This window comes from Rahnella selenatireducens (genome assembly GCF_046449555.1).
Classification (GTDB): domain Bacteria; phylum Pseudomonadota; class Gammaproteobacteria; order Enterobacterales; family Enterobacteriaceae; genus Rahnella; species Rahnella selenatireducens.
The window spans coordinates 545,512-559,353 of sequence record NZ_JBKEZJ010000001.1 but is presented as its reverse complement, the minus strand read 5'-3'; the positions used below and the strand labels follow the sequence as shown (position 1 = coordinate 559,353).

At 55.3% G+C, this 13,842-nt stretch carries 15 protein-coding genes; 6 read left to right on the top strand and 9 right to left on the bottom strand.

Annotation, left to right across the window (positions count from 1 at the left end; all coding sequences use genetic code 11):
* Positions 1-13: 13 nt before the first annotated feature.
* Together ACLBVC_RS02720 and cueR are read left to right on the top strand one after the other, a co-directional pair.
* Entirely contained in the window at positions 14-754 is a 741-nt protein-coding gene (locus ACLBVC_RS02720; RefSeq protein WP_410148092.1) for a molybdate ABC transporter permease subunit, read from the top strand.
* Positions 755-840: 86 nt separating this feature from the next.
* Positions 841-1,242 (top strand): Cu(I)-responsive transcriptional regulator, encoded by a 402-nt coding sequence (gene cueR / locus ACLBVC_RS02715; RefSeq protein WP_410147917.1) that lies wholly within the window; start codon positions 841-843, stop codon positions 1,240-1,242.
* A 9-nt stretch (positions 1,243-1,251) separates the two neighbouring features.
* On the opposite strand, the gene ACLBVC_RS02710 is transcribed toward cueR, so the two are convergent.
* The 5 genes from ACLBVC_RS02710 to tesA all read right to left on the bottom strand — a co-directional run bounded on the left by ACLBVC_RS02710 (position 1,252) and on the right by tesA (position 5,373).
* Positions 1,252-1,707 (bottom strand): NfeD family protein, encoded by a 456-nt coding sequence (locus ACLBVC_RS02710; protein ID WP_410147916.1) that lies wholly within the window; start codon positions 1,705-1,707, stop codon positions 1,252-1,254.
* Positions 1,707-2,627: an SPFH domain-containing protein gene (locus ACLBVC_RS02705; RefSeq protein WP_152327915.1), complete on the bottom strand. Its 921-nt coding sequence runs from the start codon at positions 2,625-2,627 to the stop codon at positions 1,707-1,709. Before ACLBVC_RS02705 ends, ACLBVC_RS02710 begins: the two co-directional genes overlap by 1 nt.
* A 235-nt stretch (positions 2,628-2,862) precedes the next feature.
* A complete protein-coding gene (locus ACLBVC_RS02700; protein WP_410147914.1) occupies positions 2,863-3,720 on the bottom strand; it encodes a co-chaperone YbbN in 858 nt (285 codons plus the stop codon).
* Positions 3,721-3,855: 135 nt separating this feature from the next.
* Entirely contained in the window at positions 3,856-4,632 is a 777-nt protein-coding gene (locus ACLBVC_RS02695) for an SDR family oxidoreductase (protein ID WP_410147912.1), read from the bottom strand.
* 111 nt (positions 4,633-4,743) lie between these two features.
* Positions 4,744-5,373, bottom strand: a complete 630-nt coding sequence (gene tesA, locus ACLBVC_RS02690; RefSeq protein ID WP_410148090.1) for a multifunctional acyl-CoA thioesterase I/protease I/lysophospholipase L1 — start codon at positions 5,371-5,373, stop codon at positions 4,744-4,746.
* On the opposite strand from tesA, the gene ybbA reads away from it, so the two are divergent.
* Together ybbA and ybbP are read left to right on the top strand one after the other, a co-directional pair.
* On the top strand, positions 5,344-6,030 hold the full coding sequence (ybbA, locus tag ACLBVC_RS02685; RefSeq protein WP_410147911.1) for a putative ABC transporter ATP-binding protein YbbA: 687 nt from the start codon (positions 5,344-5,346) through the stop codon (positions 6,028-6,030). The two genes, tesA and ybbA, sit on opposite strands and share 30 nt — an antisense overlap.
* A complete protein-coding gene (gene ybbP, locus ACLBVC_RS02680; protein ID WP_410147909.1) occupies positions 6,027-8,459 on the top strand; it encodes a putative ABC transporter permease subunit YbbP in 2,433 nt (810 codons plus the stop codon). The genes ybbA and ybbP overlap by 4 nt, the downstream gene beginning before the upstream one ends.
* A gap of 158 nt (positions 8,460-8,617) precedes the next feature.
* Here the strand turns inward: ybbP and purK are convergent, their stop codons facing one another.
* Both purK and purE read right to left on the bottom strand, forming a co-directional pair.
* Positions 8,618-9,682: a 5-(carboxyamino)imidazole ribonucleotide synthase gene (gene purK, locus ACLBVC_RS02675; RefSeq protein ID WP_410147907.1), complete on the bottom strand. Its 1,065-nt coding sequence runs from the start codon at positions 9,680-9,682 to the stop codon at positions 8,618-8,620.
* Complete coding sequence (gene purE, locus ACLBVC_RS02670; protein ID WP_152327922.1) at positions 9,679-10,188, bottom strand: 5-(carboxyamino)imidazole ribonucleotide mutase; 510 nt, start codon at positions 10,186-10,188, stop codon at positions 9,679-9,681. Before purE ends, purK begins: the two co-directional genes overlap by 4 nt.
* A gap of 180 nt (positions 10,189-10,368) precedes the next feature.
* On the opposite strand from purE, the gene miaE reads away from it, so the two are divergent.
* Complete coding sequence (gene miaE / locus ACLBVC_RS02665; RefSeq protein ID WP_195823618.1) at positions 10,369-11,001, top strand: tRNA-(ms[2]io[6]A)-hydroxylase; 633 nt, start codon at positions 10,369-10,371, stop codon at positions 10,999-11,001.
* Here the strand turns inward: miaE and lpxH are convergent.
* Positions 10,985-11,707, bottom strand: a complete 723-nt coding sequence (gene lpxH / locus ACLBVC_RS02660; RefSeq protein WP_410147905.1) for a UDP-2,3-diacylglucosamine diphosphatase — start codon at positions 11,705-11,707, stop codon at positions 10,985-10,987. The two genes, miaE and lpxH, sit on opposite strands and share 17 nt — an antisense overlap.
* Before the next feature lie 11 nt (positions 11,708-11,718).
* On the bottom strand, positions 11,719-12,213 hold the full coding sequence (gene ppiB, locus ACLBVC_RS02655) for a peptidylprolyl isomerase B (RefSeq protein ID WP_152327925.1): 495 nt from the start codon (positions 12,211-12,213) through the stop codon (positions 11,719-11,721).
* Between the two features lie 228 nt (positions 12,214-12,441).
* Between ppiB and cysS the strand changes: the two genes are divergently transcribed.
* The gene (cysS, locus tag ACLBVC_RS02650) at positions 12,442-13,833 is read left to right on the top strand and encodes a cysteine--tRNA ligase (protein ID WP_410147903.1); all 1,392 of its coding nucleotides are present in this window, start codon (positions 12,442-12,444) and stop codon (positions 13,831-13,833) included.
* Positions 13,834-13,842: the final 9 nt, after the last annotated feature.

The window sequence follows — 13,842 nt, the reverse complement described above, 5'->3', positions numbered from 1 at the left end:
GCGCGCGTCAGGAATGGCGGTTCCCGCGCTGGCACTGCTGATGGTGCCTTTTGTCACGCTGCTTTTCCTTACGCCGTGGTCAGATTTTCACCTGGCTTACGGCGACAGCCATGCGGTGGTGGTTTCGCTCGGCCTGAGTCTGATATCGGTCGGCCTGATTATTTTGCTCGGGCTGCCGGTCGCGTTCTGGCTGGCAAAAACGACCTCGCGCTGGCGCACTTTGGTTGAAGTGCTGGTGCTGATCCCGCTGCTGACGCCTCCGCTGGCGATGGGGATTTTGCTGGTGTCGGTTTACGGGCCTTACAGTTCGGTCGGTGAAACACTTTCTACCATCGGTATGACGCTCAATAACAATGCGCCTGCGTTTGTACTGGCGCAGATTTATGGGGCGTTGCCTTATTTCATTCTCTCGGCGCGCGGCGCACTGGAAGCGGTGCCGCGCGATGTCGAAGAGGCTGCGCAGACGCTGGGCGCACGGCCTTTTCAGGTGCTTATCCGGCTCACGTTGCCGCTGGCCTCACGCGGAATTGCCGCCGGGATCGCCATTGCCTGGGTGCGGGCGATTGGTGAATTCGGCATTGTCATGGTGTTCTGTTATTTCCCGCAGGGTATACCGGTCAAAATGTTTATCAACCTGCAAAACGACGGCGTGACGTCGGTTTATTCTCTGCTGTGGATCCTGCTTATCGTGACGTTACCGCTGCCCATGTGGCTGCTGATGCGCACCAAAAAACAGACCGTGCATTACAGCTGAGCATTTTCGTAAAACCGTAAAGCCGCAATGCCGTAAACGCGTATACTGCTCAGATAAAGTGCAAAACAGGGCGACGCGGAGGCGAAATGAATATCAGTGATGTGGCGAAAATAACCGGGCTGACCAGCAAGGCAATTCGTTTTTACGAAGAGAAAGGGCTGGTGACGGCACCGGCGCGAAGCGAGAACGGATACCGCAGCTATGCACAAAAACATATTGAAGAACTGACGTTACTTCGTCAGGCGCGGCAGGTGGGGTTTACGCTGGAAGAGTGTCAGGAGTTAGTGGCGTTATTCCATAATCCTGATCGCCACAGCGCAGATGTGAAAGCACGCACTTTAGAAAAGGCCGCCGAAATTGAGCGGCACATTGAAGAACTTCAGCTGATGCGCCAGCGCCTGCTGACGCTGGCGGAATCCTGCCCCGGTGATGATGGCGCAGACTGCCCGATAATCGATAATCTTTCTGGCTGTTGCCACAAACACTAACGTTAGCCGTTACGGCGCAGGGCGTTCCACGCGCAGCGTCGCGCCCTCGACACCGGTAATTATTACCTTATCACCGACTTCCAGCGGCGAAGCGCATGACGCCCGCCAGCTGCTGTCGCCGATTTGCACCCGCGTGTACTGATTTTTCAGCGGTTCCAGCACGGTGGCGTAAGTACCCACTAACTGCTGGCCGCGCTGGTTCAGCGCCGAATTACCGCTGGTTTTGTCCGTGCGCTGGTTCAGCCATTTCCACCACAACCAGGCGGCGATAATGGTCAGAAGGGCAAACGCCACGCCCTGCCATTCCCACGGCAGCGGCAAAATCCACGTCACCAGCCCGACCAGCGCCGCTGCTACGCCACTCCACAGTAAGTAACCACTTGCTCCCACCAGCTCTGCCGCCAGCAACAGGCCGCCCAAAGACAGCCAGAATACATGCGGACTTGCTATGAAATCGCGAAGCATTATTTGCCGCCTTTGGTTTCTTTCAGCAGCTCAGCAATCCCGCCAATCGAGCCCATCAGGCTGGTGGCGTCCAGCGGCATCATGATGACTTTGCTGTTGTTTGCCGAGCCGATTTTGGTCAGCGCATCGGTATATTTCTGTGCCACGAAGTAGTTAATGGCCTGAACATCCCCGGCAGCAATCGCTTCAGAGACCATTTTGGTGGCCTGCGCTTCCGCTTCTGCCGCACGTTCACGGGCTTCTGCTTGCAGGAACGCCGACTGACGCTCACCTTCGGCTTTAAGGATCTGCGACTGTTTTTCACCTTCCGCACGCAGGATGGCGGACTGACGAACGCCTTCGGCTTCCAGAATGTCGGCACGTTTTGTACGTTCCGCTTTCATCTGTGCGTTCATCGCAGAAATCAGTTCAGCCGGTGGACGCACATCGCGGATCTCGATACGCGTAATTTTTACACCCCACGGATTGGTGGCTTCATCGACGATATGTAGCAAACGTGCGTTGATGTTGTCGCGTTGTGACAGCATTTCGTCGAGCTCCATCGAACCCAGCACGGTACGGAAGTTGGTCATGGTCAGGTTCACGATCGCCTGTTCCAGATTGCTGACCTCATAGGCGGCACGCGCCGGATCAATAACCTGGATAAAACACACGGCGTCGATGGCGACATTGGCGTTATCGCGGGAAATCACTTCCTGAGAAGGGATATCCAAAACCTGTTCCATCATATTGATTTTGCGGCCAATGCGGTCAACAAAGGGCACAACCAGGTTCAGCCCCGGCATCAGGGTTTTGGTATAACGGCCAAAGCGCTCGACGGTCCACTGGTAGCCCTGTGGCACGATTTTGATCCCGGCGTAAACCACCAGCAATGCCAGTACGATCAGAATAAGGATAGGAATGGGAATGAGGTCAAACATAGTATGAAACTCCTGTAAAACTGTGTCCTGAATATTCCGGCGGAATATTCGAGTAAAAACATGTCCCTGGCGCACTCACCGAAAGTCAGGCGCGTGCGCAATTGTCGCACAAATAACTAACGCGTCGTATTAATAAAGGATAGTTCAGAGGATAAAAGGCAGGGAAAAAGGCGAAAAAAAACGCACGTCAGGAAGGGGGAAGTGCCCGACGTGCGTAAGAAATTTTTAGCGTGAATCAGTACAGCAGGGAATATAACTGGCGACGATATTTAGCCGCCAGCGCGTCGCCGGTGCCGAGCGCCGACATGATATCCATCAGCGTCTTGCGCGCAGCGCCGTTAGCCGCACCTAAATCTTTTTTCAGTGGAGCCATCAGCAGTTCCAGCGCTTCTTCGTTACGCCCGACCTGATGCAATTGCAGGCTGAGTTTAACCACCAGCTCGGCGTTCTCAGGATCCTGCTGTAATTCCTGTTGCAGCAGCTGAATTTCAGGGGTATCAGCCGCCTGTTTCAGCAATTCTATTTGCGCAATCAACCCCTGATAACGGGAGTCTTTATCCTGCAACGGAATGGTCGCCAGCACGGATTCCGCGTCGTCGGTGCGATTAAGGTGAATCTGGGTTTCTGCTAGCAGCAGCCCGATATCACTGCGCTGATTACTTAACTGCCAGGCCTCTTTCAGCAGCGGTAAAGCCTCCGCCGCATTGCCTGCCTGCAACAGTTCCTGTGCCTGAGCGAGTTTAAGCTCTTCTTCTTTTGGCAGAACTTTTTGTAGCAATTCGCGGATCACTTCTTCCGGCTGCGGCCCCTGGAAACCATCCACCGGCTGACCGTCTTTGAACAGGTAAACCGCCGGGATAGAACGCAGGCCAAACTGCTGGGCAATCATCTGCTCGGCATCGCAGTCCACTTTCGCCAGAATCAGCTGACCGGCATATTCCACCGCCAGTTTGTCGAGGATCGGCCCCAGTTGCAGGCAATGCTGGCTGCGTTCAGACCAGAAATAAAACATCACCGGCACCGACATGGATTGTTCCAGCGTCTGATGCAGATTGGTTTCGTTGATATCGATAACAGTAGGTTGTGCAAGCATGAATTCTGTCTCTCCGCTACCCGTCATACTTCGAGACGCCTTCAGGCGAATCGAATTATTTAGGGTATAGAAATTTAAAGTATTTAAGAGCAAATGGGGGCAGCTTTTACGGCTTCAACCCCAGGCAGCTTTTACTTAGCTGTTTCCGCGCAATATTTTGTCCAGCAAACGCGAGGGTAAAAGGCGTTTGAGTACGGCGAGTGCGTGGGCGACCAGCGTCACCGGATACCGCAGACGCGCCTTCGGATTTTCTAAAGCATGGTGCAATTTTGGCAAAACGGCCTCAGGCGGCAGCGTAAAACGCCGCGCGATCCCCGGATTTTCGACCGGCCGGTCGGCCTGTGACTGATTCACGTTAGCCGTAAAGTTGCTGCTCAGCGGGCCGGGCTCAATCAGGCTCACCTGAATGCCCGTGCCGTGCAGCTCCATGCGCAACGTATCTGACCAGGCTTCGAGCGCGAATTTACTCGCAGCATAGGTTCCGCGGCCCGGCGTCGTCACCAGTCCCATCACCGAGCTTGTCTGAATAATGCGGCCTTCGCCGTGCGGCAACATCGCGGGCAGTAAAAGCTGTGTCAGCTGATGCGTACCAAACAGATTGGTGGAAAATTGTTGCTCAAACTGCTCGCGGCTGATGGTGTTCAGCGGGCCGTAAACACCGTATCCGGCATTGTTGAACAGGCCGTAAAGACGGTTGCCGGTCAGCGCGATGACCTCCGCGGCGGCGAGTTCTACGCTATGTTTGTCATCAAGATCGAGCGCAATAGTTTCAAAACCGAGCTGGCTGAGCGTGTCGATATCCGCACTTTTACGGCAGGCGGCCAGCACACGGTAACCGCGAGTCCGTAAATCTTGTGCGGCAACCAGCCCGATTCCGCTGGAGCAACCGGTAATTAATACTGCTTTTTGCATAACTTTACCTGTGAGGTGTCCCTATTTTTCATGGCTGTGATTTACTAGGGAGTCGGGTGAAAAAGGTAACGTCTTGGTTTTAATCACGTCACGGTATTATTTTTTGTAACCCTACTGCGTCACCAGCGGCGCGAGTTTGTCGGCCATCCAGTCGGCGATAAAAGATTGTGCCGCCAGTGCCGGATGCAAACCGTCGTCCTGCATCCACTCAGGTTTTGCGGCGACCTGCTCCATAAAGAACGGCACCAGCGGGATGTTTTCCTGCTTTGCCAGCGCCGGATAAATGGCGTAGAACGCATCACCGTAACGGCGGCCATAGTTTGGCGGCAGACGGATTTGCATCAGCAGCGGTTCGGCGTTGGCCTGTTTTACCTGACTGATAATCCGGGTCAGCGTTTGTGAAATGTTCTGCGGCGGAAAGCCGCGCAGTCCGTCGTTCGCGCCCAGTTCAATCAGCACCCAGCGCGGATGATGTTGTTGCAGCAAAGTCTGTAAACGGGCCAGCCCTTGTTCGGCGGTATCTCCGCTGATGCTGGCGTTAATAATCGTGGGTTTATCCCCTTCTTTTTGCCACTTATTATTGAGCAACGACGGCCAGGATTCGGCTACCGGAAGGCGATAGACGGCGCTTAAACTGTCGCCGATAATCAGTAAGTTATCAGCAGATACGGCGCGAAAACTCAGCAATCCCAACAACATAAGGAAGGGGAGATGCCAGCGGAAAACGTTCTTGAAGTTCATCATCTTAGTAAGCACGTCGGTCAGGGTGAAGGTCAGCTCACCATCCTGTCCGGTGTCGAGCTGGTTGTCAAACCTGCCCAGACAATTGCCCTGATTGGCGAATCCGGTTCCGGTAAATCGACGCTGCTGGGGATCCTCGCCGGGCTTGATGACGGCACCTCGGGTGACGTGATGTTGCTCGGCAAATCCCTGAACTCTCTCAATGAGGAAGGGCGCGCCGCGCTGCGGGCAAAAAACGTCGGTTTTGTATTTCAGTCTTTCATGCTGGTGCCGACGCTCAACGCGCTGGAAAACGTGCAACTTCCGGCGTTGCTGCGCGGTGAAAGTGACAGCAACAGCCGTCAGCAGGCGGTGCAGTTGCTGGAAAGTCTCGGGCTGGGCGGGCGTTTGAATCATCTTCCAGCGCAGCTTTCCGGTGGCGAACAGCAGCGTGTGGCGCTGGCGCGTGCATTTATCGGTAAACCTAAACTGCTGTTCGCCGATGAGCCGACCGGCAATCTGGATCGCACCACCGGCGAACGTATTGTTGATCTGCTGTTCTCACTGAACCGCGATGCGGCCACCACGCTGATCCTGGTCACGCATGACGAGCAACTGGCGGCGCGTTGTCAGCGGCGTCTGCGTCTGCGTGACGGGAAATTGTGGGAGGAAGCATGATCTGGCGCTGGTTCTGGCGGGAATGGCGATCGCCCTCGCTGCTGATTGTCTGGCTGGCGCTTACGCTGGCGGTGGCCTGCGTGCTGGCGCTGGGCAGTATCAGCGACCGCATGGACAAAGGGCTGAGCCAGCAAAGTCGCGAGTTTATTGCGGGCGACCGCGTGCTGCGATCTTCTCATCCGATTACGGAAGCCTGGTTGCAGGATGCCGAAACGCAGGGGTTGAAAGTCAGCCGTCAGCTCTCTTTCATGACCATGACCTTTGCCGGAAACACGCCACAGCTCGCGTCGGTAAAAGCCACCGATCTGGCGTACCCGTTATACGGCGCGTTGCAGACGGAACCGGCCGGGCTGAAACCGCAGCCGGGCACCGTTCTGGTGGCTCCCCGTTTGCTGGCGCTGCTGAACGTGAAAGTGGGCGATGATCTGGATGTCGGCGACAGTACGCTGAAAATTGCCGGTGTGATTGTTCAGGAGCCGGATGCAGGTTTTAACCCGTTCCAGACTGCGCCGCGCGTGATCATGAATCTGGATGATGTGCCGAAAACCGGCGCGGTTCAGCCGGGCAGCCGCCTGACGTACCGTTATATGTTTGCCGGTTCCCCGCAGGCCATTCAAACCTACGGCGATGCCATCAAAGGGCTGCTGAAACCCGATCAGCGCTGGACCGGCATGGAGGATTCCGACGGCGCGCTGGGCAAATCATTGCAGCGTTCACAGCAATTTCTGACGTTGTCAGCCCTGCTGACGCTGATGTTGTCGATTGCCGCCATTGCCGTGTCGATGGGGCATTACTGCCGCAGCCGGTACGATCTGGTGGCGGTTCTGAAAACATTAGGCGCCGGGAAAAAGGCGCTGCGAAAACTGATTATTGGTCAGTGGCTGGCGGTTCTGGTGCTTGCGGGGATTTGCGGCAGCATCGTCGGGCTGGCCTTTGAAGCCGTTCTGATGAAAGTGCTCGCGCCGGTGCTTCCCGCGCAATTGCCGCCTGCCGGTGGCTGGCCATGGGTCTGGTCGATGGGCGCAATGGTCGTGATTTCACTGCTGATTGGCATCCGTCCTTACCGTCAGTTGCTGGCCACGCAACCGCTGCGCGTGCTGAGAAATGACGTTGTGGCGAACGTCTGGCCGCTGCGCTATTTCCTGCCGGTAATGGTGCTGGTTGTTGTCGGGCTTCTGGCCGCCTTGATGGGCGGTAGTGCATTGCTGTGGTCGCTGCTCGGCGGCGTTCTGGTGTTATCGCTGCTGCTGGGTGTGATCGGCTGGGGCGCTTTGCTTTTGCTGCGCCGCCTGACTTTCCGCCAGCTTCCGTTGCGTCTGGCGGTCAACCGTCTGCTGCGACAGCCGTGGGTAACGCTCAGCCAGCTGGCGGCGTTTTCCATGTCGTTCATGCTGCTGGCGCTGCTGCTGGTGATGCGAGGGGATCTGCTGAACCGCTGGGAGCAACAGCTTCCGCCGGACAGTCCAAACTTCTTTCTGCTCAACATCACCAAAGAGCAGGTTCCTCAGGTGACGGATTTCCTGCATCAGCACAACGCGCAGCCGGAAACGTTCTATCCGATTGTTCGGGCGCGTCTGACGAAGATTAACGGCGAAGCCGCGACGGACAAAATCAAGCCGGACGATGCAGGCGGGGAAGCGGTAAACCGTGAGCTGAATCTGACCTGGATGGACGGATTGCCGGATCATAATCCGCTGACAGCGGGCAATGGCGCACCGAAAGCGGGAGAAGTGTCCATCGATGATGGGCTGGCCGGACGTCTCGGGCTTAAAATTGGCGATTCGGTAACGTTCACCGGCGATACGCAGGATTTCACCGCCAAAATTACCAGCCTGCGAAAAGTGGACTGGGACAGCCTGAAGCCGAATTTCTACTTTATCTTCCCGACGGGCGCGCTGGATGCCCAGCCGCAAAGCTGGCTGACCAGTTTCCGTTATCACGGCGATGACAGCACCATTACGCAGCTGAACCGTCAGTTCCCGACACTCAGTTTGCTGGATGTGGGGTCGATTCTGCGTCAGGTCGGGCAGGTCTTACAGCAGGTCAGCCGGGCACTGGAAGTGATGGTGATTCTGGTGATGCTGTGCGGCGGTTTGCTGCTGCTTGCCCAGATTCAGGTCGGGATGCGTCAGCGCCGTCAGGAACTGATCGTTTACCGCACGTTGGGCGCGAGTAAAAAAATGCTGCACCGTACTCTCTGGTGCGAATTTGCGGTTCTCGGGCTGGTGGCGGGCATTGCGGCGGCGATAGGTGCCGAAGTGGCGTTATGGTTGTTGCAGCGCAAAGTGTTCGATTTTCCGTGGCAGCCCAATTATCTGATGTGGATCGCCGTTCCAATGGTCAGCGCTTTGCTGCTCTCAGTCTGCGGGGGCTGGCTGGGCGTGAGATTATTGCGGGGACGGGCGCTGTTCAGGCAATACGACGCGTAACCGTCATACTTCGAGCTGCGGATGCGTTGGCTGCGTTCAGTCACCCGAATCACTTACTGGAGTAAGCTCATCGGGACTCCTTTACTTGCCGCCTGCCCGCAACCCGAATTATTTAGGTTCCCAACGGCTCTTCCCGTCAAAGGGGATAGCTGTTGGATTTAAAGCTTCTCAACCGCCCAGGCGATTCCGCTGGCGTATTCTTCCGGCAACATCGGCACCAGTGCGTTCAGGTTTTCTTTCAGCAGGCTGGCGCTGGCGTCGTTGAGATTCAGGTGTCCGACTTTACGACCCGGACGCACTTCTTTCTCGTACCAGTGCAGATTCACCAGCGGCAGGTTCAGCCAGTGTTCTGACACATCTGTGCCAATCAGATTGACCATCACTGATGGCGTGCTGACCACCGGTTTCGGCAGTGGCAGCCCGAGGATTGCGCGCAGGTGCATTTCGAACTGGCTGTAGGATGCGCCGTTTTGCGTCCAGTGCCCGCTGTTGTGAACGCGTGGTGCCAGTTCATTAATCAGCAAACCTTCGGCAACAACGAAACATTCCATTGCCATCACGCCGACGTAATTCAGTTCGTTCAGAATTGCTGACAGCATGCTTTCTGCCTGCTGTTGCAGCGCAGCGTCCGGCTCAGGCAGTGCAACGCTGGTGCGCAAAATACCGTCCTGATGCAGATTGTGCGTCAACGGATAATAGACGGTTTTCCCGTCGTGACCGCGTGCGCCAACCAGTGAAACTTCGCCGGAAAAATTGATGCCTTGCTCAACGATGCATTCACCGTAGCAATCCTGCGGCAGCGTGGTTTCTTCGCCGGAACGCAGACGCCATTGCCCGCGGCCGTCGTAACCGCCGACGCGGCGTTTCACAATCGCAAGTTCACCGAGCGTGGCGAAAATCTGCGGCCATTCAGCGGCACCGGCCAGCAACTGCCACGGTGCGTTCGCCAGACCGAGCTGGTCGAGTAACTGTTTTTGCGTCAGGCGATCGGCCAGGCGCGGGAAAATATCGCGGTTAACGAACGCATTATGCGTTGCCAGTTCGCGGGTTAAGGCGGTTTCCGGCCAGCGTTCAATTTCAGCCGTAATCACGCTTTGCTGAAAAGGCACCGCTTCCGGCTCCGCATCCAGACCCACCGGATAAACAGCGATCCCCAGCGGTTCACCGGCCTGACGCAGCATTCTGCCTAACTGACCGTTTCCGAGCACGCAAACCGGTTTCATGCTTCTTCCCTCGGATCGGGATTATTCAGCACTTCATCCGTTTGTGCGACACGCCACGCGGCCAGGTTTTTAGCAATTTCGGTATCATGGAGTGCGAGAATTTGTGCAGCGAGCAGGGCGGCGTTGGCGGCTCCGGCTTTACCAATCGCCAGCGTACCGACCGGAATACCGCGTGGCATCTGGACGATAGAATACAGGCTGTCGATGCCGCTAAGCGCCGCGCTTTGCACCGGCACGCCGAGCACCGGCACCAGCGTTTTCGCCGCCAGCATGCCCGGCAAATGTGCCGCGCCGCCGGCACCTGCGATGATCACATCAAACCCGTTAGCGGAAGCCTGTTCAGCAAAGGTGAACAATTTGTCCGGCGTGCGGTGTGCGGAGACGATATCGACATGGAAAGGAATATTCAGCGTTGTGAGCACTTCGGCGGCGAACTGCATGGTCGCCCAGTCACTTTTAGACCCCATAACGATGGCGATTTTTGCCGGGGTAACGTTGGATGACATGTCTGTATAGCTCCTGTGATTCGGATGTAAAGCGTGCGAGGGCGCAAATGATATCACGCTCACGAAGCGAGGAAAACGGTTGCGTAGCTGGAATACGGTGCATTTTTGATGAGAAGTGAGCGGCAGATTTGTATAATCCCAGCCACAATAATATTCGCCATCCCCACTGGAAACTGAACTATGACGCAGGCTTTACTGGCACCGATTTACGATTTTCTTCACTGTGAAACACCGGCTCTCTGGGTGGATGTTGCGCTGGAAAATCAGACGGTGTTGCTGATTGACCACGCCAACTGTGAAAAAAAAGCGGCGGCCACGGCCATGAGCCTGATGACAAAATATCTCGATCGCACCGAGCTGCTGTTTTGTGCGGCGCGCCTGGCCCGCGAGGAACTTCACCACTTTGAGCAGGTGGTGGAAATCATGCAAAAGCGCAATATCGCTTACACCCAGCTTTCGCCGTCGCGCTACGCCAGCGGCATGATTAAGCATACGCGTCATCATGATGATGTGAATATTCTGGTCGACCGGCTGATTATCGGGGCGTATATCGAAGCGCGTTCCTGCGAGCGTTTCGCCAAAATAGCGCCGTATCTGGATGAAACGCTGTCGCGTTTTTATACGTCGCTGCTGCGCTCAGAATCACGGCATTTTGCCGATTATCTGGCGCTGGCAGAGCAGTATGCGGGAACGGATATCAGTGAACGCGTGGAGGAGTTTGGCCGGATTGAAGCGGAACTGATTTTGTCACCTGATGAACAATTCCGCTTCCACAGCGGTGTTCCCGTTTGCAGCCTTAAAACGGGAAGCTGATCAGTTCCACGTTATCGGCGGTGACTTTCACCATTGAGCCTTCTTCGTGCCATGCACCTAATACCACGCGGTGGCCGGTTTTATTTTCTAAAGGCACGTCATGAATAGCCGGGCGGTGCGTGTGGCCGTGGATCATCCACTCGACGCCTGCCGCCTGCATTTCACTGATCACCGTCTGCGGATTCACGTCCATAATTTCCAGCGATTTTCCCTGATTAGACGCTTTGCTGTTGGCGCGCATTTTTGCGGCAATCGCCAGCCGCCATTTCAGGGGCAGCATCAGGAATAATTTCTGGATAAACGGGTTGTGAACTTTTTTGCGGAAATTCTGGTAGGCAATGTCATCGATACACAGCGTGTCGCCGTGCAGGATCAGCACGCGGCGGCCATAAAGCTCGAGAACTTTTTTCTCCGGCAGCAGCGTCATCAGGCTTTCACGCGCAAAACGTCTGCCGAGCAGAAAATCGCGGTTACCGTGGATGAAAAAGCAGGGGACGCCTTGCTGGCGGAGCTGGTTTAACGCCGCAGCGATTTCTGCGTGTAACGGTTCCGGGTCATCATCGCCAATCCAGGCTTCGAATAAATCCCCGAGAATGTACAGCGCATCAGCCTGCGGCGCATCTTCGCGAAGAAAACGCAGAAAACCGGCAGTGATTGCCGGTTCCTGTGCGCAAAGATGGATATCTGCGATAAAAAACGTGGTCATCCCGACGCTAATTATTCGCTGATGGTGACGCTTTTGATCACAACATCTTCTTTTGGAACGTCCTGGTGCATACCGCTGCGGCCTGTTTTCACGGCTTTGATCGCGTCAACCACGTCCTGACCTTCAACCACTTCTGCAAATACGCAGTAACCCCAACCCTGCGCATTTTTGCCGCTGTGGTTCAGGAAATCGTTGTCAGTGACGTTGATGAAGAACTGCGCGGTAGCGGAATGCGGGTCATTGGTACGCGCCATTGCCAGCGTGCCTTTGGTGTTTTTCAGGCCGTTATCCGCTTCGTTATCGATAGGTGCGTCGGTGTTTTTCTGGTTCATGCCTGGCTCAAAACCGCCGCCCTGGATCATGAAACCGTTAATCACACGGTGGAAAATTGTGTTGTCGTAGAAGCCCTTACGGCAATAGTTCAGGAAGTTTTCAACCGTGGCTGGCGCTTTGTCAGCGAAGGTTTTAATGACGATGTCGCCGTGGTTGGTGTGGAAAGTGACCATATTTATCATCCTGCTAATGTTAATGTGTGCTCTCTGTCAGAGCGGCTACTATAGCCTTTTCTTATACCATAACTCAAAAGTTGCCGTCAGCACTGGCTTTGTGGTGACTAAAGCCCGTCCGGCGGCCTTATGCCGTTTCGGTAAAGCCATTTTCGTTATATTATGAGCCTTAGTGACGCCGAAAAGGCGCCAACGTCATTTTCTACGCCCAACACACGGAATAGCCTGATGCTGAAGATTTTTAATACCCTGAGTCGCCAAAAAGAGGAATTCAAGCCAATTCATGCCGGTAAAGTCGGGATGTACGTGTGTGGGATCACTGTTTACGACCTGTGTCATATTGGCCACGGTCGCACCTTTGTGTCTTTCGACGTGGTATCGCGTTACCTGCGTTACCTCGGTTATGACCTGAAATATGTGCGTAACATCACCGACATCGACGACAAAATCATTAAACGTGCCGCTGAAAATGGCGAATCTTTTACGGCATTAACCGACCGCATGATTGCTGAAATGCATGCAGACTTTGCGTCGCTCAATATTTTGCCGCCAGATTCAGAACCCCGCGCTACGCAGCACATTGTTGAAATCATCGATATCGTGCAGAAGCTGATCGACCGCGATCACGCATACGTTGCGGCAAACGGTGATGTGATGTTTTGGGTCGAAAGCGATCCGGATTACGGTTTGCTGTCCCGTCAGGATCTGGATCAGCTTCAGGCCGGTGCGCGCGTGGAAGTGGAAGCCAACGTGAAACGCAATCCGATGGATTTCGTGCTGTGGAAAATGTCTAAACCGGGCGAACCGAGCTGGACGTCTCCGTGGGGCGAAGGCCGTCCGGGCTGGCATATCGAATGTTCAGCCATGAACTGCAAGCAGTTGGGCGCGCATTTTGATATTCACGGTGGCGGTTCTGACCTGATGTTCCCGCACCACGAAAACGAAATCGCGCAATCAAGCTGCGCACACGACGGCCCGTACGTGAATACCTGGATGCACTCCGGTATGGTCATGATTGACCGTGAGAAAATGTCCAAATCACTGGATAACTTCTTCACCGTGCGCGACGTGCTGAAATATTACGACGCAGAAAGCGTGCGTTACTTCCTGATGTCCGGCCACTATCGCAGTCAGCTGAACTACAGCGAAGAAAACCTGAAACTGGCACGTACCTCGATGGAACGTCTGTACACCGCACTGCGCGGCACAGATGCCAGCGCAACGCTAGCCGGTGGTGACGCGTTCGTGGCCCGTTTCCGCGCGGCGATGGACGATGATTTCAACACACCTGAAGCGTATTCCGTGCTGTTTGATATGGCGCGTGACATCAACCGCCTGAAAACCGAAGATCTGTCTGCGGCAAACGGTCTGGCCGCAGAGCTGCGCCAGCTGGCGGGCGTTCTGGGTCTGCTGGAGCAGGATCCTGAACAGTTCCTGAAATCCGGTGCGCAGGCGGATAACGACGAAGAAGTGGCTGAAATCGAATCACTGATCAAACAGCGTAACGACGCCCGTGCCAGTAAAGACTGGGGCATGGCAGATAAAGCGCGTGACCGTCTGAATGAAATGGGTATCGTTCTGGAAGATGGGGCAGCAGGCACCACCTGGCGCAGAAAATAATCTCCTTCA